The sequence below is a fragment of the Stieleria neptunia genome (assembly GCF_007754155.1).
Lineage (GTDB): Bacteria > Planctomycetota > Planctomycetia > Pirellulales > Pirellulaceae > Stieleria > Stieleria neptunia.
Genome location: NZ_CP037423.1, coordinates 5810152 through 5829597, shown reverse-complemented (window position 1 = coordinate 5829597; position 19446 = coordinate 5810152). Strand labels below are relative to the sequence as shown.

Below are 19446 nucleotides of genomic sequence, written 5' to 3'. Positions count from 1 at the left end.
GTGGCGAGACGTTGCGATCGGCGCAAAAAAAACGCGTCCAAGAGGTTGGGGCAAAACCACCTGGACGCTGACGGTGTCGACTTGTCGTCACCGCTGTAGAAGAGGTTAATGCCAGAATGTTTCCCCGTCGAGTGGAAACTGACGATCTTTCTTGCTTCTCTTAGGGAATCCGCTGCCACTCCCCACCCGATCCGCACAAATCGCCGTTTCCGGGCGAAATATGTCGGTTAACCGCCACTTTCGCTGGTCAAAAACGGGCTTTGCTCGGCCGCCCGCACCTGCTCGGATTGGCAACGCTAAGCCATCAAGCCGGTCAGTGACCCGTCGCCACAGAAATCCGGATTGCCGAACGTCTTCTCGGGCATTCCCATCCCTTCCAGGAAACTCAGCAGCAATCGGTTGTGTGCGACTTTGCCAAAGTCGTAGGCTTGGCCGAATTGGAAATCTAATCCGCCGCCGACCATCACAAACGGAATGTCGTTGCGGGTGTGCGAGTTTCCTTTGCCCAATTCGTTCGTCCAGACGATCGTGGTGTTGTCCAGCAACGATCCATGGCCAGACGGGTCCGGCGTTTCTTTCATCCGTTTCGCCATGTACGCCACCTGTTCGGCGTACCAGGTGTTGATGCGGATCAGTTTCTCGTAGGCTTCTTCGTTGCTGTCGGGTTCGTGCGAAAGCCCGTGATGCCCCTCGTTGATGTCCAACCACTTCATGCGCGGTTGCCCGACGCTGTTGGTGATTTGAAAACTCGCCACGCGGGCAAAATCCGCGACGAAACTGTTGACCAACAACTCCGTTTGCATCTGAGTGATCTGGGGCATGTTGTCGTTCTGCTCTTCGATGTTCGGAGGCAGTTTGGGGACGGCATGCCCGGCACCATCGTTCTTGGTCGCTGCGGCAAACTCGGTCTTCAAATCCTGTTCGACGCTGCGGACCAAATCCAAATGCAGGTCCAGCAGTTGGCGATCTTCGCTGCTGAGCGCATGGCCGACGCGTTTGAAGTCACCGGCCAGATCATCCAACACGCTGGCGAGCATTTGGCGGTTCTTCGTTTGCCCGTACAACTTGTCAAACATCTGGTAGGGATCGCTGATCGGAGCGACGGGTTGGTTGGCCCCGGCGTAAGACATCCGTGTCCAGGTGTCGGCGCGGTCGGGGACCATGACACCGAATTCCAGCGAACCGAAACGGGTTCGCGTCGCGGCGTCGGCCTGCAATCGATTCTTGATGTGCTGGTCGACCGAGATGCCCATCGACCAACCCGCCGGCGTATCGCTTCCGCCCTGGATGTCTCCGGGGAACAATTCAATGCCGGTCAACAGACATCCGATCCCACGCATGTGGCCGTCGCCGTCACCCTGGATCCGATTGCAAATCCCTTTGACGGTCAGCATTTGATCCTTGAACTCGCCCAGCGGCGCCAGGATGCGTTTCAGGTCATAATCCTTGCCGGTGTTGTCAGGCCAAAAGTGCTTCGGGATCACGCCGTTGGGGCTGAACACAAACACCAAACGTTTCCGTCGCGCCGCTGCGTCGCCGCCCATCGCGAGACTCGGCAGCCCCATCAGCAGACTTGCCGCGGCCGAACTGACACCCAACTGTGCTAAAAACTCACGTCGATTCATTGAAGTTCTCCTTGTTGAACTCTTCTGTCGCAACCACGACCGCAATTTCGACAATCAGGCGGCGTATGTGAAAATCGCTCTCGCGAAATCGTCTAACCAAGTCGTCGGCAACCTCTTCACCGTAAGCGGCGAGCGGTTGTTTTGCAAAATGTTCGAAGGCCCGTTCGACGAACGCGCGGTGGGCGTCATCGTTCTCGGCCAGGAATCGGGCTAAATCCCCGGGCGATTCAAAATCGACCTGTTGGCCGTCCCGCGTCACGTAGCCGCCTGAGGCATCGATCGGCTTCCCTTTTTCGGTCGCACGAAAGCGTCCCACGGCGTCATAGTTTTCCAGCGGAAAACCGAGCGCATTGATTTTTTGATGACAGACCTGACATTTTGCTTCGCCGGTCTGCAATTCCACGCGCTGTCGCGTCGTCAGATCGGGATGCAGCTCGGGATTGATCGGTGTGAACGCCTCGTTGGGCGGCCGCAGCGTTCGCCCCAGCACACGCCGAATCAGAAAGACGCCGCGGTGAATCGGCGACGTCGTGTCGTAGTAGCTCAAGTGCCCCATCACCAGCGGATGCGTCAGCACACCAAACGTCTTGCCCGCGGCGGGATTACCGGGGACGAGCCGGTGGCCGGTAGTTTCGGACGCCGGCATCCAGCCCTCGCCATAAAACTCGCCGAGGCGTTGGTTGGTCCAGTTCCAATCGCGGAGAAACAGTTGTCGGTAGTCGCTGGATTCGGACCAGAACACATCGCTGACCGCTGATTCCAGTGACCGTCGCAGGTCGAGCAACAGGTGGGCGTCGAAACCGGCAAATTGTTCGGGGTCTTTGGAGACTTCGGCAGCCGGGTCAACGTCCAGCCAATCAAAGAACATCTCCATGGCTTTTCCATGCAGTCGCGGATCGTCCGACATTCGCAGCGCGGCCTGACGGATCCGCTGCTCGACATTCTTTCGGGCGTTCTTTTGATCTGCCTTGGGATCGATGGCAAAACTGTCCTTGCCGGCCTGGTCTACTAGCCACGCATCGGCAGGCAGGGAATCAAAAAGCGCCAATGCCAATCGCGTCGCGACACGCCGGCTGACCGGTGCCTGTTGGTCCAACGTGGGATACAAGAACCGTGGTGATTTGATGATCATCAGACAGGCGCGAGCGATCGCCATCTGATCGTCTTCGACCGCGTCAACTTGGTCGTCGACGTACAACCGTTTCGTTTCGTCATCGATGGGGCTTCGAAAGGCGACCGACGCCAACTCCGTCAAAAATCCCCGCAGCCGTCCACGGTTTTCGTCGGATTCCCTGCGATGCTTTCGTTTGTACTGTGGCCACAATTCTTTGACGGCGGCGTTGCCAAACTCCAATGCCGCCGAGGTGATCGCATCTTCCCACTGGCGATCCACTCGTGTCCCCCGATCATAGCCGTAGCTGCGATCATCGGGCGGCAGTTTGGTTTGCAACGCAAATCCACTCGGCAACGTCGACGGCAACAAATACTCGTTGGGAATCACCGTCTCCGTTCCGCCCGGTGGCACCCAGCGCAAGGCGAATTTCGCCGGTGGCTGTTCGGTCTTTCGTTTCCGCTGCGTGAAATCGATTTGGATCGCGTACTGACGGCCGCCAATCAAATTCAACGTGCGACGAAATTCGGTTCGCCCCTCGGACTGGACATGGTTGTCGATCAGCACATGTTCGTGATGCCCGAAACGCACCTTCATCGAACACGTCGATTCCACCACAATTTCGTAGCGTCCCGAATGCTCGACTTGCAGCGATCCGGACCAATGGATGTAGAACTCTTCCGGCGTCACACCTTCCACCGGCGCGTCGTGGCCGAAGTCGAAATCCAGCACCGGATCAACTCGCTCGACTTTCAGCTGTTTTTTGTCCCAGCGGCCGCTATTAAAATACGACGCGCTCAGCCCACGCTCTTTGACTCGGAACGGCGTGCCAAAGAAATGCTGATACAGGTCCGCCAAACTTTGTTGCAGTTGCGTCCCGGTGAGCCGTGAAAGTTGCTGCCTGGCGGGGCGGTTTCGCAGCTGTGCCGCTTCGCTGTAAAACGATTCGTAGATAAACTCCGCGACGGCTTTGGCATCATCGCCGGTGCATTGCTCGGGGTCTTCCTCCGGCATCGTGTCCGAAATGATCTCCGCCAACTCGCCGATCGATGCGTCGCCGATTAGCGGATCGGCGTATCCGTCGGTCTCGCCCCGACCGCCTTCTCCATGACAGGAAAGGCATTGCTGGGCATAGATTTGTTGGCCCCGCGTCAACGTGGCTGGTGCCGAATCGTTGACCGGTTGCTCGGCCGCGGCTGGTCGTTGCCAACCGGTCCCGACGGCCAGCAAAACAACACCGATCGCTGCGAACGACCGCAGTCGCCCTTTTGCGGAATGCGGCGCGGCGCTAAACCGGGCAGCGTCAAACGCTGGAGAGCTGTTCATAAAAGGACGCGGAACTGGGGTGGGGGGATCCGATTCCAGATCCATCTCGCTGGTTGCGAATCAAATCAGGTTCGATTCACCAACAGAGGGTAGATGGATGCCAACCTTCCCGTCGCAGTCGCGGCCTGCCCGAGTCGTGGCCGGACAGGGCAGGTCGAACCGCAACAGGCTCTGAAATCGGATGTGGGGCGTAGGAAGGTGGGCATTTCACTACGCGTTTGGGGGTGGGAATCGAGCCTCAACCACTCGATATGGAGTCATTAAAGCAGATCGGCCGCCACGTTTGAATGGTTTTCGACAGAAATCGGGACCAATTTCAGTCCATTGCCGCAGGGCGCGGCCCGTCGATGCACTCGAATGTTCCGAAATCAATGCGACGATGGGACCCCGGATGCGAGGGCGAGTGACGCCGCGTGGCCCCTTCCCTGCCGCGTGCGGGCATGAATCGCCAGGCCGCTTGCCCAGAACGCCTGGTCAACGGCCAGTTTCCGACGCCCGCCGAAATTCTCGTCAATTACGAGGTGAAACGCCCCTTGGCTGATTTGGGGTGATTCTGCGATACTACGCCGCCAAAGTCGCAAACCAATCACTTTCACCACCCTTTTTCACAGGCTGCCAGACCCCCTACGGTGACCACCCTTCGGCGTCCTTTTTAGCCGACGCGTCGCTGGCCCCGGGAAAGACGTCTTGGCAAACCACCGACAGGATCACGAATGCTCAAGAATTTCTCGCCCAAGTCACTTGGAATTAACGGACGCCAAAGCGAACTGATCGAACTCGCACTGACTTACGGCTTCGCGTCGATGGACATCGACATGTACGAGATCCTGCGTCGGTCACAGCGGACGACGGCCGATGATGCGGCGAAGTTTCTCAAAGCCGCGATGGGCGAAGGGATGGGACGTCTGGAGCAAATCGGCGGCTTCCAATTGGAAATCAATTTGGACGCCGACGACGACGCCTTCACCAGTCAAGTCGGGGCGTTGCACCCGTTGACCGAGTTGGCGGCTGACCTGGAAGCCAAACGGGCCTACATCAATCTGCCCGCAGCCACCGACCGCCTGCCCTACCACGAATACTTCACCACCCAGCAAAATCGCCTGTCTCAGGTCGCTGACGTGCTGTCGGCCAAGGGAATTCAACTGGGCGTCGGGTTCAACGCCAGCAAAGTCCTGGCTGAGTCGAAAGAGTTCGACTTCGTCCGCAACGTCGAAGGCCTGATCGCCATCGTCAAAGCCGTCGCCAACCCGAACGTCGGCTACATCGTCGACACCTGGGACTGGGCGGTCGGCGACGGCGGCATGGACCAGCTCAGCGAAATCCCGGGATCCAGCATCGTTGCCGTTCGCTTGGGCACGCTGGCCGACGATGCCGATCCGTCCAAAGCCACGCGGCTGGATTGCGTGCTGCCCACCGTCGAAGGCGGGTTGAACCACGTCAATGTCGTCAAGCACTTGATCGCGACCGGGTTCGAAGGTCCGATCAGCCCCTCGGCCTCGCCGACCCGCTACAAGGGCCAAACGCGTGAAAACACCGTCAAGGAAGCCCAAGAAGCGATCGACGCGATCTGCACCGCAGCAGGTGTGGAAGTCAAACCGTTGCCGATGGATTTGATCGAAGACATCCCCTACGAGCCGACTCCGGTCGCCTAGGCCAGACGTCGGGGCGAACACGGCTTCGCGATACCGCGAACGGCTCCCGTCTCTCATCCGCGGAGGCGTTCGTGTATGGCAACTCTCCCCGCGGGAGATTGGTGTCTACACAACTCGCCTTTTGCCCAAAGGGCATGCATATCCATAGCCTGGGGCATCGCCCCAGGGCCCGATTGCGAGAGGGGCAAATTTGGCCAACGGCCATGCACAAGATTCGATTTTGACGAGGCGTTTGTGTATGGCCGTTGGCCAATCCCTCTCGTTCGCGTCCAGCGGACCTGGGGCGATGCCCCAGGCTATGGGTGTAAACGGCCGTTGGCCGAAACCACCCACTCAAACCAGACCAGATAGACAAACAATGTGAAGACACCGTTGCCTAGCGGGAGGGGGGCAACGGGGGAGGTAGCAACTCCTCATCCACCGATGGCAACAACGACGCCCAGGCACGCTCAACGCTCTGAGCGCAAGCTCATCCGTGACCCTCCCGAAGGCGGGGTGACTTCAACTCGAATTCGGTGGCGACCCTCAACACACGGTTGGTCACGGCGGTACCTCCCCCCGACGATCTCTAATCGTCACTTCCCGCACAATCTTTACCGGCCGCATCCATCTCGCCGGACTGCGGTCATCGAAACAGACATCGCGATCGCGCCGAATTAACGCGCTCGTAGGGTTGGGAGAGATTTCCACTACCCCTTCTGAAGCAAGCCATGTCTGCTGCGCCGATCCCCTGGAAACACATTCGGAACGTCCTGGTGCTGTTCGCACCACTTTGGATCGGAGCCGTTCTGGTCTTTGGCCTGATCGGCGTTGCCTATTCCTTCTTCACCTCAGACGTCTATTCAGCACGTCAGCCACTGGTGGTGCGTGATGAAGCGACTCGCGCGGTCGACCGGCTGGGCCGATTCGCCAGCCAAACGGAACTCAAAGCGGCCCAGGAGACCATTCTTGAAATGGCGCAAAACCGCGAGGTCGTGGCAGCGGCACTGCGCGAGATCGGTCCGCCGGACGGAGGCCTGGACGACGACTGGCCGTCACCGTCAACCGTCAACGGAGCGATCCGATCGTCCGTCAACCTGCTGGCCCCACAAGGCGCCGAATTCGGCAATACCGAAGTCGTCTACTTGGAAGTCAAAGCGGAAGCCCCCGACCGCGCCATCCGGTTTTGTCACGCCATGTTCGACTCCCTGACCAAACACTTGCGCGACGTCCGCCGCGTTCGTGCCGATAGCGTGATCGTCGAGTTGACGCATGCCCGCGACTTGGCCAAACAGAATCTCGACGAAGTCTCGTCGCGGATGCAAGAAATTGAAGTCCAATTTGGTGCGGACCTCGGCGAGCTGCGCAATCTGAACGACACCTACGGCGGCGATAGCAGCTACCGGCGATCCCTCGTGGCCACCAAAGAACAGCTGCAACTGGCCGAATTGGAACTCGAAAAGCTCCAGTCACTGCATGCCTTGCTGGTTGCCGGTTCGAAAGATCCGACCAAGCTGTTGATCAGTGGAGGCGATCTGCTCAACAGCCAACCTTCGCTGCAGCGTTTGAAAGATGGATTGATTGATGCCCAACTCCGTGCCAGCCAGCTTTCCGGCGTCTACACGTTGGAAAACCCGAAACGCAAAGCCGCGATCGCGACCGAGCGAGAAATTCGCGAACGCATCATCCAAGAAACCTTGTCGGTGATCGCTTCCATGCAGCCGATGTTGGAATTGCAGGTCGCTCAGGTCAAAAAGCTCTCGCAAAGGGTCAACAACCTCTCCGACAAACTGCAGATGCTGGCCGAAGCGCGGACCACGTACTCCGAAATCGATTCCGAGCTGCGGCAACGATCGGAGCAACTGGCCGAAGCGGAACAACGCTTGGTCGACGCGCGGGCCAGTCGCTCCGCTGCCTTGTCGACCAACCTGGTTGCCGAACTGGGGCCACCCCAAGTCTCCGACAAGCCGCTGGGCCCCGGCACGACAACGATGACGTTCGGATCGATGATGGCCGGATTGATCTTTGGCCTCGGAGCCGTTTTCTTGATCGCACCGGGCCCGACGCAATCACACGGACGCCGACGCTGGACCGATCATCTGGAAGGCCAGAATCGTCGCGCCGAAGACCGAGCCCGATTGGCCGAACAAAACCGCCGCCGCAGCGATGACGCCGCGACCCAGCGTCAAGCCCCAGAATCAGACGCGACATAGCCGCCCCGCCCTCCCAGCGGGACGCGCTGTGAAGCATTCTTTAGCGGTAGGGCGCGAGCCCTCCGGTGTTTCGGTAAAGATGGGAAACCGGACGGCTCGCGCCCTGCCGCTAACAAGAAACACCCCGCACGGCGTCAACGTCGCGGGCATTTGACACGCGTCCTGCGCGACAATCCCCATCCGGGGTGACCTCGGTTTCCTTTCTTTCGGTATAACGATTGTCTGACGATTCACCAGCAAATCGCTCCGATCCAACGCGGTGCCTCGGTGGATCAACGCAACCGTTCTGCCTTTTTGAGATGCCATGCCGGAGCAGTCGAATCCGACCGATGCAACGCCACCATCGGTCCAGGGATGGTACTCGCGGTTCGTCCGGCGTGTGGACCTGTCGACTCAGATTTTGATCGCACTTGCCTTGGGCATTTTCGGTGGCCTGTTCGCCGGCGAATGGTGCGCGCCTTTGGCGATCATCGGCGAAGCCTTTGTGGGGCTGTTGCGAATGACCGTGCTGCCCTACATCTTGGTGACGCTGGTCGTCAGCCTGGGGCGACTACGGATGCGCAGCAGTCGCCGGCTGGCACTGATCGGCGGGACGGTGCTGCTGGGCCTGTGGACGAGCTGTTTGGTGGTGGTTTGGGTGCTGCCCACGTCGTTTCCCCAATGGAGCACGGGATCGTTCTTCAGCACCGCACTGATCGAAGGCTCCGAACCGATCGACGTTCTCTCCTACTTCGTTCCCGCAAACATTTTTGAGTCGCTTTCGAACAACCAAGTCCCGGCCGTCGTGCTATTCGGCATCTGTTGCGGGCTGGCCTTGTCCAAATCGCGCAACCGCACGATTGTCTTGAACCAACTCGATGTCGCCGCCGACGTCTTGCTGAGGATCAGCAAATTCATCACGCGGCTGGCGCCGGTCGGAATTTTCGCGATTGCGGCAAGCACCGCGGGGACCGTCTCACTTGCCGAAGTCGGACGGCTTCAGGCCTATCTGGTGGCCTACACCGCGGGTGCCGTCTTTCTGGGTTTCGCCGTGTTACCGTTGCTGGTGACGACGTTGACCCCGTTGACCTATCGACAGGTCTTGTTCGTCGTCAAAGAACCGATGTTGACCGCCTTTGCCACCGGAAAACTGATCATCGTGCTGCCGATGCTGATCGAAAATACCGAACGGCTGTTTGAAACGCAGGTCAAGATCGACGGAAAAGACGAATCACCGGCGATCGACGTGCTCTACGGAACCGCCTATCCGTTTCCGCATGTCGGCAAACTGTTGAGCATGCTGTTCATTCCGTTCGCGGCCTGGTTCCTGGGCGCACCGATCAAGCCATCCGACTACCCCGACTTTCTTTTTTCCGGGCTGTTTTCATTCTTCGGTGGGCCGATCGTCGCCATCCCCTTCCTGTTGGACCAAATGCAGCTGCCCCACGATATGTTTCAGTTGTTCCTGGTCTCCGGCGTCTATGGCGAACGTCTCGGCGACGCCGTCGGCGCGATGCACTTGTGCGTGTTGACGTTGATCTCGATCTTCGGTTTCAACCGAATGCTGTGTTTTCAGCTTTGGGGCTTGGTCAAATACGCGACGGTGGTCTGCGTTTTCGGAGTCATCATTCTGGTCGGCGTGCGTCTGGTGTTGTATCGAGCGATCTCGATGGCCGACAACAAATACGACGTGATCGAGCGGATGCAGTTGCTTGAGCAACCCGTCGAAAGCATCGTCATCAAACAACCGGTTCCAAATCCAGCCCCCCTGCGCGACGGAGAATCCCTGCTCCAACGGATCCGCCGCCGCGGTGCCCTCCGCGTGGGATACAACGAAGACAATCTGCCGTTCGCCTATTTCAACAACCGCAGGGCCCTGGTCGGCTATGACATTGAAATGGCCCACTCGTTGGCGCGCGACCTGGGCGTCACCTTGGAATTGGTGCGATTTGATCGCGCCACGCTGGTCGACCAACTCAATGCCGATCACTTCGACATCGTCATGTCTGGCCTGGTGGGAACACTCGAACGCGCCCAAGCCATGGCACATACCGATAGCTACATGGACGTGAATCTGGCGTTGGTCACACGAGACTTTCGATCGGGCAACTTCCGAACGTTGAAAAGGATCTTGGCCCTGGATGACTTGCAAATCGGATTTGCCGATCTCAGCCGGGGATTCGTCAATCGGATCGAAGCCGCGCTCCCCGACGCCACTCTGGTCGAAATCCCCGACAATCGCGATTACTTCAACGGTCAACACCCCGACCTGGATGCGTTGCTGATCAGCGCCGAAAGCGGTTCCGCATTTACATTGATGTACCCCCGATTCGAAGTCGTCATCCCCAACGAACTCAATGCCAGCTTGCCGCTCTTTTATGCCGTCGGAAATCGAGACGCACAGCTGCGCGATTTTCTGGAGTATTGGGTCGGTTTGCGCAAGAAAGACGGCACCGCCCAAGACTATTACAACCACTGGGTGCTGGGCAAAACCAACGGCAAGAACGAACCACGCTGGTCCATCCTTCGCGACTACCTGGGTTGGATTCGCTAGCCGACGTTCACTCGCCGGCCCCCCTGACGACGAAATAGATCGCCACCGCCACCAACGCGATCGCGACAAACGCGTGGAACCGTCGCGTCGAAAGGCGACGGCTGAACATCGCGCCGACTTGAATGCCGATGATCGCCATCGGGGCCAGCGCGGCCGATTGCACCAGCGTTTCTTGATCGATAAACCCGCGGACCGCCAGCCCCGTGACTTTGTAGAACGACACCGCAAACAAGAACTGATTTAAAAACGCTTTGAACCGGGCTGGTTCCCATGGCTGTGACAAGGCGTACGCGGCGACGGGCGGCCCGGCGATTGTCACCGCACCGGCCAAAAAGCCACCCAACGCACCGGCCAACCATGACGATCCACCGCTCGACTTCGTTTCCATCTTTGCCCGCCGCCGGTTCCGAAAACTGACGCCCACCATCGCCAAAATCGCCAACCCCGTTCCGCGGATCAACCAGTCGGGCGAAACCCACTCGAATGCCAACAACCCCAGCGGCATGCAGATCGCCGCACCGACCAACGCTCGCCAGAGGGCCGACCAATCGGCCCCTTCACGATAGGCCCACGCGGCCATCATCAACACCGGAACGCTGGCCGTTGAAATGACCACGTGCGACTGCCGAACTTCGACGACCAGCGGCAACAGGGTCACCGCGACGATTCCGAATCCGAATCCGATCGCGCTGTGGACGAATCCGGCCGCCAACGCGATCACGCCGATGTACAAGAAAACGGTCAGGTCGCCAGAAAACATCAGTTCTCGACCAAGTCTCGCTGCTTGGTTTCTGGCAGCGTCAACATCACCACAATACCGACTACAAACAACGACGACAGCCACCAGACCGCGTGCTGAAGCGAGACATCTTCACGCCCTTTCAGCCAGCCGGAAAACAACAGCACCGGGACCGCCAACAGACGCCCCCCGTTGAAACAGAAACTGGCTCCGGTCGCGCGAATGTGTGTCGGAAACAATTCGGGGAAATAGATCGCATAGCCCGAGTGCATCCCCAACGTCAGGAATCCGAACACGGGCAGGATGAACAGCATCTGTGCGTACGTTTGCGGCAGAAAACACACGACGGGCACGATCAACAATGCCAAAATGTGATAGGCGATAAACGTCGGCTTGCGGCCGAAACGCGCGCACAGCGGACCAAACGCCAGCAGCCCCGCACCGCCACCGGCGGCCTGCACGATGCCGTAGGCAAATTTGCTCTTCGCCCCAGCGGCTTCGGGATCGCTTCCGAGCGACAGCAACAACGCCCTGACCAGATCCTGGCCCGCAACGGTCACCGACCAAAACGTTCCCAATCCCACCGCGGCCAGCAACATGCCGCGAAACGCCAAACCGTTCCATTTCGGATTCAACAGCAGATCGCGGAAACTGCCCGACTTCTGCCCCACGTCGCTGTTGCGAATCGCCCGCCAACGCTCGGGTTCCTTCACGCTCGCCCGCACCCAAACGATCAGCAATGCCGGCAACACGCCCAGCAGGTAGGCGTAGCGCCAGTGGCTGCCGACCAGGATGCCCGAGAGCGCGGCGAGCCACGTCCCCAAGATGCTGGAGGCATGAAAAATCCCCGCCGCCTGGGCGCGAGCTTTCTTGGGAAACACTTCTGCGACCAAGCTTGCCGCGACCGCCCATTCACCGCCGATCCCGAGTGCCACGAGAAAACGCAGCACCCCGATCACGTAAATGTCGTTGGCGAAATACGTCATCCCAGAAAAGATGGAATACATCAGGATCGTCGCGATCATGATCGGACGTCTGCCCCAGCGGTCAGCCAGGGATCCGAACAACAGCCCGCCGATCGTCCCGCCGGCCAAGAAGATGGCCAAAAAATTGTCGCCCCACGCCTTGGCCGCCGCTTCGTCACCCTCCAACACTTCCAGCAACATGTCGCTGCGAGTGATGTTAAAGATCTGGCCTTCGTAAACGTCAAACACCCAGCCCGCGCAGGCGATGATCAGGATCAACCACTGGTAACGCGTCACGCCTTGGTACCAGCGCCCCGACGAGCCCTCGCCCAGGTTTAGATGAACGGGTTCACCGGTGGGCTCGACCGGCGGTTCAACAGGGTTCTGTTTTTCGTCATCCATGTCGGCTAGACCACCGCGTCAAAAGCATGCGTTCGCATTTCCGCCAACGACGCCAACACTTTTCGTGTTCCCTTGAAGGGACGTCGCGCGTGCATCGCCACCGTATTGTCCAACAACACAATGTCGCCGGGGTGCCATTGGTGGTCATAGGCGAGTTCTTCGGCGAGCCGAACGGCCACGTTGACGGCGTCTGGATCAAGCTTCGTGCCGTCGCCATGCCGAATCGCATCGGAGGGGTCGTTGCGTTCGTCCTTCCATCCGCAATAGGCCGCGATCAATTGATTGAAAAATGTCTTTTGTCCCGGTGAAACCTCCATCACGGCTGGCAACTGCGGGGTCGTCGCCTTCAGGCAATCGTCGGCGAGCCATTCGTAGCTGTAACCCAACTCGCCGAGCCGCGCTTCGGCCTCGGCCTTGGTTTCCACTCCCAGCGTGCTGTGCCAGCTCCGTCCCATTCCTGATTTGGCGTCATCAACCCCCGGCATCACGTTGGTGTAACGCAACCCGGTCGATTCACACTTGGCCGCAAACTCCGGACACAACTGGGCCAGTTTCGCAAACAGAATATCGCTTCTGCACAACGGCGTCGCGCCGCCAGACTCCGGTGCGATTTCACAGTAAAACAGAATGTACTTGGGGTACAGCGGCGTTTGAGCCATCTCGTGGTGAAAGAAGATCTTGACCTCCGGCGGGGCTTCGTTGGCAGAAAACACCCGCGGCGTCCGGTTGACGCGGACCGCATTGGAAAGCGATTTCGCATACGGAAAATTCTCCAGATTCAACGCTTGGACGAACGCGTCAAAATCATCCACCGTCGGCGTCGCAAACCCGCGGAACGCCACCGCGCCGTGCTGACTGGAAAGTGCCAACAAGTCGTCGCGACTTTCCGACACCCAAGCGATGAATTGATCCAGCGTCACTGCGTCTTTGTCGCAGGTCATCGCCAATGGGAACAACGAGTCACTTTCGTTTCGCTGACCAGGAATCGCAGTGTGACGCATGCCTTGTAGGGGAGTCATGAATACCGGTGCAATGAAGGGAGGAGAGGGGGGCGGGGCAGCAATCAAGCCGCTCGAAGCAACAGCTTACCCGATGCCGCCCCGTCAGTGTTACACTATTGCCAGTGGCGTAAGCTTCCAGCTTGCGATCCGTGGCGTAAGCTTCCAGCTTGCGTGTTGTGCTTGCTTGTCGGCTGGAGCGTTGCTCCAGGGGATCGCAAGCTGGAAGCTTACGCCACCCAACCTCCCTCCTCAAACACCACCCACCATGTCAACGACCAGGCGAACTTTTCTGGCACGCTGTGCATCCGGCATCGCGGCCACCACGGTTGCCTACCAAACGGGCAATGCGACTGCGGCGAAAAATGATCGTCCGAGTTTCGGGTTGATCGGCGCCGGCTGGCAACCGGAAACCAAACGACAAGGCCGCGGCATTGCGATCGGCACCCAAGCCGCTTCGCTGGGCGACATCCCAATGATCTGTGAACTCGATTCGGTCGCCGCCGACTTTGCGAACCAAAAAATCTGCGGCGGCAAAGCGACGATCGTGGAAGACTACCGTCGCGTCCTGGATCACCCTTCGATCGAAGCGGTGCTGATCGCCACCCCGGATCACTGGCATGCCAAAATTGCCATCGAAGCGATGCGGGCAGGCAAAGACGTGTATTGCGAAAAACCCGTCGCCGTGACGATCCAAGAAGGCCAGTGGTTGCGCGCTGTCGCACAGGAAACCGGCCGCGTGTTCCAAGTCGGGACGCAGCAACGGAGCGAATATGACCAGCGATTTTTGAAAGCGATCGTGATGGTTCGCGACGGCCGCGTCGGCCAACTGCGACGCATCCATATCGGACTGGGCCCCGGATGGAAGGGAGGCCCGTTCGCCTCCACCTCGCCACCCGCGTCGCTTAATTGGGAACGCTGGCTCGGCCCGGCTCCGCTGACCGAGTACATCCCCCAGCGGACGCACCGCACGTTTCGTTGGTGGTTCGAATACGCCGGCGGCCAGTTGTGCGATTGGGGTGCCCATCACGTGGATATCGCGCAATGGGCGATCGGCCAAGAAGACGGTGGACCGATCTCGGTCGGCGGAACCGCCACGATGAATCAACCGCTCCAAGCCGGGATGCCCACCAGAAGTGACATGTACAACACCCCCATCGAGTTCTCGGTGACCTGCAACTTTCCCGGCGGCATCGAAATGCAGATCGATTCGAAGCGAAATGGAATCACCTTTGAAGGCGACCGCGGACGGTTCTTCGTCAATCGCGGGACGTTGGAAGGCATCCCGGTCAACGCGTTGAAAGACCAACCGCTCGACGACGATGCGATCACAAAGTTGTATCGAGGTAGGCAACCGACGTCGCACATGCAAAACTTCGTCGATTGCCTGAAGACACGTGACACGCCGATTTCCGATATCAACACGCACCACCGCGTGTTGACGACTTGCCACCTGGCCAACCTGGCCTTGCGGTTGGGCCGCACCGTCCGATGGGACGCCGAATCGGAACGTGTCGTCAGCGACGAAGAAGCAAACGGTTTGATGTCTCGAAATTATCGCTCCGGCTACGAAATTGAGAACGTCTGACTTCCTCGGTTACCGCCACCGATCGTCCGCCGCGTCGGTATTTTACTTTCCAACGCATTCCTCCCTAATACAAACACACAATGAACCTGGTTCGATATGGATTGATCGGTTTCGGCGCTTGGGGAAAACACCACGCCGATGCGATCACCAAAGCACACAACGCCCAGCTGATCGGGATCGCCGCACACAGTGAGTCGACGGCGTCCGATGCGTCCCAGGCGTATCCCGACGCCTTCGTCACGACGGACTATCACGCCTTGCTCGCACGCGACGACTTAGACGTGATCGATGTCGTCGTCCCCAGCCATCTGCACCACGAAGTCGCCACGGCGGTGCTTCAATCGGGCAAGCACCTGTTGCTCGAAAAACCGATGGGCATCAACCTGGACCAATGCGATTCGATGATCGCATCGGCCCAATCGCACGATCGGTTGCTGTGCGTCGGTCACGAACTGCGACTGTCGTCGATGTGGGGCAAGGTCAAGGAAATGATCGACGACGGGTTCCTCGGCACGCCCCAGTACTGTCTGGTCGAACTTTCCCGAAACCCGTATCGCCAAGGTGCGGGCGGTTGGCGCTACGACATCAATCGGGTCGGAAACTGGATTTTGGAAGAACCGATCCACTTCTTCGATCTCGCACGCTGGTACTTGGAATCGGCAGGCACGCCCCAGTCGGTTTATGCGACGGCCAATTCTCGAGATCCGGAGCGTCCCGAATTGCAAGACAACTTCAGTGCGATCATGCACTTTGCCGGCGACGCCTACGCCGTCGTCTCACAAACCCTTAGCGCCTTTGAACACCATCAAACCGCCAAGGTCACCGGCAGCAAAGGCGCCTTGTGGGCTTCCTGGAGCGGGGCGATGGACCGGACCCGACACCCGACGTTCAAGTTGCGTGCGTTTGACGGCAACGAAGTGGTCGATGTGCCGATCGAAAAGCCGACCGGGGAGCTGTTCGAACTGGAAGACCAGATCGTTCGCGTCGCCGAGGCGATTCAATCCGGCCGCCCGCTGCATTGCACCGCCCAAGACGGGCGCTGGTCGGTGGCGATGTGCTTGGCCGCGTCGGCGTCGGTCGCCAGCGGTACAAAAGAACCGATCGATCAAGGATGAGTCAGCGAATGGACATCGTCGGCATCGGCGTCTCCGTTTGGGACAGCCTGATGCTGGTCGACGCGCTGCCGCAACCCGGTTCCGTCGTCCAGGCCGAACGACACCTTGAGGGCATCGGCGGTGGGATCACCGTCGCGATGGCGACCGCGGCACGACTGGGTTCCAGCGCCGCGCTGATCGATTCCCTTGGCGAGGACGCGGCGGGAACTCGAATCCTGCAGGCACTGAACATTGAAGGCGTCGACACGCAAGCGATCGTCCGATCGGCGGGCACAACCAGTTCGGTCGCTTCGATCTGGTCCGAAAGACAATCCGCCGAGCGGACGATCGTCTTTTCGCCCGGCTCGGCGTGCGAACGGTTGCAGTGGACGCCGCAAATCGAACAGCTGATCGCGCGATCCCGCGTCCTGCATTTCAATGGACGGCATGGCGATGTTTGTCTGCAGGCGATTCGCGTTGCCAGAGAAAGCGGAGTCAAGATTTCATTCGATGGTGGGGCATACCGCTATCGCCCCGAAATTTTGCCGATGCTCCGCGCCGCCGATCTGGTGATCGTCGCGCGGCAATTTGCCGAATCGCATCTGCAACCGCCGTCTGATTCCGAGCGTCGTCGCCCGGCAATGGAGTTGGCCGAGTCGCTGATGGAGGACCTCGATTGCGAGATCGTCGCCGTCACCGACGGGGCGGCGGGAAGTGCCTGGGTCGAGCGAGAGGGATCGGGTTTTCACCAGCCGGCGATTTCGCCGGAATTGGCGATCGACACGACGGGCTGTGGAGACACCTATCACGGCGCATTCCTGCACGGCTACGTGCGGGGGCATGGAACACGCCAAGCCGCAGAACTCGCCGCACGTGTGGCGTCGGAAAATGCCCGGCGGCTCGGTGGCCTGGCTTTCGCTACCAGCCCATGACCATGTTCGATTCGATCATTTTGCGAGCCTGATCGAGATCGCTGCCGGTTTCCATTCGGTACAAACGAATCGCATTGACCTTGTCGCCGGCCGATCGATTCAGACATTCGCGAGCGACCATGCACGGATCCAGCGTGGTATTGGTCAGGCCCAGAGCGCCTTTGCTGATGACCCAGGTGTCGCGAGGCCGTTTGGTCAGCCGGACAACCTCGTCATGGGGATAGGCGTCATGGACCACATCACGAGCGGCATCTTCGTTCTCTGCCCAAGTGATGATGATATGGGAGTTGGTTTCAATTTCAAAAAGTGGCATTTCCAGTTCTCCGTGCGAAGGGGCTCGCCGGGTGGTGGGCCGACCGGACCGGTCGAAAGTCGGGTCCAACAAATGACTCGGGATCTCTCGTGATTCTACGTCGCCAAGCTGTTATCGGTTTACACCGCTGCCCTTCAAGCACAAAAAGCCGAAAGCGACGGCGCATCCGGCGACAATTCCCCAGTGTGTGGTGGTCATCTGGTTGGAATACGTGATCAATTCGTTGCCGACGTCACGGATCAAGTCGCCGGCGGAGGCCAGAAAAGGCGGGTGAAAGCTAAAAAACATGGCGACGATTTTGGGGCATGTGAACGGGAAATCGAAAATGGCACGCGGATTTTTGCGTCTCGAAACGCAATCCACCGTAAAAACGCTAGGTCTCCAGCAACCGCTGAAGCACAAAATTTGACGGATGGGCAGAAATCCGAATCGTCCCGAGCGTGTTTTTTTTGGCAAAATGGGACCAGTCAAAACAATCCGACCCAGAAGGTTAAAGAAAGATCTGCAAATGAGCCGAAGCATGGTCTTGCGGCGGGATCGACCATCGATATAATCCCGCATCCACGAAGGATGGAACGCAAGATTTTGCGAACCAAACTTCGGCGCGGTAGCTCAATTGGTTAGAGCCCCGGACTGTCGATCCGGAGGTTGCGGGTTCGAGTCCCGTCCGCGTCGCTTTCTTAACTCTTGGTCGATACGCGACTTAGCGTAACCGCCACTTCGGCGTGCAGCCTGTCTCCGGAAGCATTCTTGATAAATCGATATCAAGAATCCCAGCAGAAGGCTTTCTACTATGCCACGCAAAAAGGGTGTACCGTCGATGCGGTACCACGTCAGCGGCCAGTCTGTCGTCACGTTCTGCGGTCGCAACTACTACTTAGGGCCACACGATTCGGTTGAGGCCCAGGCACGCTATCACGCGCTCGTTGCCGAGTACATCGCCAACGGAATGGCGTCACCACCGGAACAACCCGAGCGTCAGGTCGATTCCGTGATCACAGTTCGTTGCGTCACGGGTGAAGTCAGGGAACACGTCAAAACCAAGTATGCCAACAACAAGCAAGAGCTGGAGAGGTTCACAAATCTTTGCCAGTTGCTGGAAGACGAGTACGGCAACGAACCCGCAGCCGACTTTGGGCCGCGAAAACTTTCGGACGTCCGCGAGTTGTTCGTGAAATCCGGCAACTGCCGATCGTACGTGAATCGCCAGACCCGAAACGTGGTCGCGATCTTCCGACACGGAGTCAGCCGCGAGCTAATCAAGCCTGATCAATTGGTTGCTCTCCAGTCGCTTGAGCCGCTGAGGTACGGGCAAACTACCGCCAAGGAATCAAATCCTGTTACAGCGGTGGACATCGAGGCGGTACGGCTAACCGCTCAGCATCTCAGCCCGATCATCAAAGCAATGGTTCGCATTCAGGCCGCGACCGGGATGCGACCATCTGAGGTTTGCAAGATGCGTCCCTGTGATATCGATCAAAACGGGACCGAATGGATCTACCGCCCATCGAGCCACAAAACGGCACACCGTGGCAAAACGAAAGGAGTTCCGATTGTTGGCGATGCCAAGTTGGCGTTGATCCCGTACATGAAACGCGAGCCCGAAGCGTTTTGCTTCTCGCCAAAAGAGGCCGTGGAATGGCGTAACGCGCAATTGCGGAAGAATCGCAAAACCAAGGTTCAGCCGTCGCAGGTGTCCCGGAAGAAAGCCAACCCAAAAAAACTGCCGCGTGACCGCTACGACGCATCCAGCTACCGACATGCGATCCAGCGAGCCGCAAAGAAAGCCGGGACCGATCACTGGTATCCGTATCAGCTTCGCCACACGGCCGCCAGTGTGGTACGCGAAGCGCTTGGTGTCGAATACGCCCAGGCACTGTTGGGGCACAGTCGCCCGTCGATGACGGAGCACTACGCGAAGCTGAGTGAAGCCGTGGCAATCGAGGCGGCCAAGCGGGCGCCGTCGATCGGCTGAG

14 protein-coding genes and 1 tRNA gene are annotated in these 19446 nt (G+C 58.9%); 8 read left to right on the top strand and 7 right to left on the bottom strand.

All coding sequences use genetic code 11. The features are described from left to right. Positions 1-296: 296 nt before the first annotated feature. Entirely contained in the window at positions 297-1625 is a 1329-nt protein-coding gene (locus Enr13x_RS20270; RefSeq protein WP_145388747.1) for a DUF1552 domain-containing protein, read from the bottom strand. Next, the gene (locus tag Enr13x_RS20265; RefSeq protein ID WP_197455224.1) at positions 1612-4062 is read right to left on the bottom strand and encodes a DUF1588 domain-containing protein; all 2451 of its coding nucleotides are present in this window, start codon (positions 4060-4062) and stop codon (positions 1612-1614) included. Before Enr13x_RS20265 ends, Enr13x_RS20270 begins: the two co-directional genes overlap by 14 nt. A 713-nt stretch (positions 4063-4775) precedes the next feature. On the opposite strand from Enr13x_RS20265, the gene Enr13x_RS20260 reads away from it, so the two are divergent. From Enr13x_RS20260 to Enr13x_RS20250, 3 genes are all read left to right on the top strand, one after another. Beyond that, positions 4776-5714, top strand: coding sequence for a TIM barrel protein (locus Enr13x_RS20260; RefSeq protein ID WP_145388745.1), 939 nt, complete (start codon positions 4776-4778; stop codon positions 5712-5714). Positions 5715-6424: 710 nt separating this feature from the next. Beyond that, a complete protein-coding gene (locus Enr13x_RS20255; protein ID WP_145388744.1) occupies positions 6425-7906 on the top strand; it encodes a GumC domain-containing protein in 1482 nt (493 codons plus the stop codon). Positions 7907-8210: 304 nt separating this feature from the next. Then, positions 8211-10439: a cation:dicarboxylate symporter family transporter gene (locus tag Enr13x_RS20250; RefSeq protein WP_145388743.1), complete on the top strand. Its 2229-nt coding sequence runs from the start codon at positions 8211-8213 to the stop codon at positions 10437-10439. Positions 10440-10446: 7 nt separating this feature from the next. On the opposite strand, the gene Enr13x_RS20245 is transcribed toward Enr13x_RS20250, so the two are convergent. The 3 genes from Enr13x_RS20245 to Enr13x_RS20235 are packed head-to-tail and all read right to left on the bottom strand — an operon-like array spanning position 10447 to position 13564. Further along, the gene (locus Enr13x_RS20245; RefSeq protein WP_145388742.1) at positions 10447-11199 is read right to left on the bottom strand and encodes a sulfite exporter TauE/SafE family protein; all 753 of its coding nucleotides are present in this window, start codon (positions 11197-11199) and stop codon (positions 10447-10449) included. After that, positions 11199-12545, bottom strand: a complete 1347-nt coding sequence (locus Enr13x_RS20240) for an MFS transporter (protein WP_145388741.1) — start codon at positions 12543-12545, stop codon at positions 11199-11201. Before Enr13x_RS20240 ends, Enr13x_RS20245 begins: the two co-directional genes overlap by 1 nt. A 5-nt stretch (positions 12546-12550) precedes the next feature. Beyond that, positions 12551-13564, bottom strand: a complete 1014-nt coding sequence (locus Enr13x_RS20235; RefSeq protein WP_145388740.1) for a TauD/TfdA family dioxygenase — start codon at positions 13562-13564, stop codon at positions 12551-12553. Between the two features lie 247 nt (positions 13565-13811). On the opposite strand from Enr13x_RS20235, the gene Enr13x_RS20230 reads away from it, so the two are divergent. From Enr13x_RS20230 to Enr13x_RS20220, 3 genes are all read left to right on the top strand, one after another. Next, positions 13812-15131, top strand: a complete 1320-nt coding sequence (locus Enr13x_RS20230; protein WP_145388739.1) for a Gfo/Idh/MocA family protein — start codon at positions 13812-13814, stop codon at positions 15129-15131. Between the two features lie 80 nt (positions 15132-15211). Continuing rightward, positions 15212-16246, top strand: a complete 1035-nt coding sequence (locus Enr13x_RS20225) for a Gfo/Idh/MocA family protein (RefSeq protein WP_145388738.1) — start codon at positions 15212-15214, stop codon at positions 16244-16246. Next, positions 16243-17157 carry a carbohydrate kinase family protein gene (locus tag Enr13x_RS20220; RefSeq protein WP_145388737.1) on the top strand — a complete coding sequence of 305 codons (915 nt, stop codon included), beginning with the start codon at positions 16243-16245 and terminating at the stop codon, positions 17155-17157. The genes Enr13x_RS20225 and Enr13x_RS20220 overlap by 4 nt, the downstream gene beginning before the upstream one ends. Here the strand turns inward: Enr13x_RS20220 and Enr13x_RS20215 are convergent. After that, positions 17144-17470 (bottom strand): DUF6793 family protein, encoded by a 327-nt coding sequence (locus tag Enr13x_RS20215; RefSeq protein ID WP_145207679.1) that lies wholly within the window; start codon positions 17468-17470, stop codon positions 17144-17146. The two genes, Enr13x_RS20220 and Enr13x_RS20215, sit on opposite strands and share 14 nt — an antisense overlap. 111 nt (positions 17471-17581) lie before the next feature. Continuing rightward, positions 17582-17758 carry a hypothetical protein gene (locus Enr13x_RS38110; protein ID WP_197455223.1) on the bottom strand — a complete coding sequence of 59 codons (177 nt, stop codon included), beginning with the start codon at positions 17756-17758 and terminating at the stop codon, positions 17582-17584. A gap of 313 nt (positions 17759-18071) precedes the next feature. Between Enr13x_RS38110 and Enr13x_RS20210 the strand changes: the two genes are divergently transcribed. After that, positions 18072-18145 (top strand) — tRNA-Asp (locus Enr13x_RS20210). 118 nt (positions 18146-18263) lie between these two features. After that, entirely contained in the window at positions 18264-19445 is a 1182-nt protein-coding gene (locus Enr13x_RS20205) for a tyrosine-type recombinase/integrase (RefSeq protein ID WP_145388736.1), read from the top strand. The last annotated feature ends 1 nt before the right edge of the window (position 19446 follow it).

Bases quoted from the DNA above. Each gene is read 5' to 3' on its own strand.
- Enr13x_RS20270 (WP_145388747.1), bottom strand. From the start codon at position 1,625: ATGAATCGACGTGAGTTTTTAGCACAGTTGGGTGTCAGTTCGGCCGCG.
- Enr13x_RS20265 (WP_197455224.1), bottom strand. From the start codon at position 4,062: ATGAACAGCTCTCCAGCGTTTGACGCTGCCCGGTTTAGCGCCGCGCCG.
- Enr13x_RS20260 (WP_145388745.1), top strand. From the start codon at position 4,776: ATGCTCAAGAATTTCTCGCCCAAGTCACTTGGAATTAACGGACGCCAA.
- Enr13x_RS20255 (WP_145388744.1), top strand. From the start codon at position 6,425: ATGTCTGCTGCGCCGATCCCCTGGAAACACATTCGGAACGTCCTGGTG.
- Enr13x_RS20250 (WP_145388743.1), top strand. From the start codon at position 8,211: ATGCCGGAGCAGTCGAATCCGACCGATGCAACGCCACCATCGGTCCAG.
- Enr13x_RS20245 (WP_145388742.1), bottom strand. From the start codon at position 11,199: ATGTTTTCTGGCGACCTGACCGTTTTCTTGTACATCGGCGTGATCGCG.
- Enr13x_RS20240 (WP_145388741.1), bottom strand. From the start codon at position 12,545: ATGGATGACGAAAAACAGAACCCTGTTGAACCGCCGGTCGAGCCCACC.
- Enr13x_RS20235 (WP_145388740.1), bottom strand. From the start codon at position 13,564: ATGACTCCCCTACAAGGCATGCGTCACACTGCGATTCCTGGTCAGCGA.
- Enr13x_RS20230 (WP_145388739.1), top strand. From the start codon at position 13,812: ATGTCAACGACCAGGCGAACTTTTCTGGCACGCTGTGCATCCGGCATC.
- Enr13x_RS20225 (WP_145388738.1), top strand. From the start codon at position 15,212: ATGAACCTGGTTCGATATGGATTGATCGGTTTCGGCGCTTGGGGAAAA.
- Enr13x_RS20220 (WP_145388737.1), top strand. From the start codon at position 16,243: ATGAGTCAGCGAATGGACATCGTCGGCATCGGCGTCTCCGTTTGGGAC.
- Enr13x_RS20215 (WP_145207679.1), bottom strand. From the start codon at position 17,470: ATGCCACTTTTTGAAATTGAAACCAACTCCCATATCATCATCACTTGG.
- Enr13x_RS38110 (WP_197455223.1), bottom strand. From the start codon at position 17,758: ATGTTTTTTAGCTTTCACCCGCCTTTTCTGGCCTCCGCCGGCGACTTG.
- Enr13x_RS20205 (WP_145388736.1), top strand. From the start codon at position 18,264: ATGCCACGCAAAAAGGGTGTACCGTCGATGCGGTACCACGTCAGCGGC.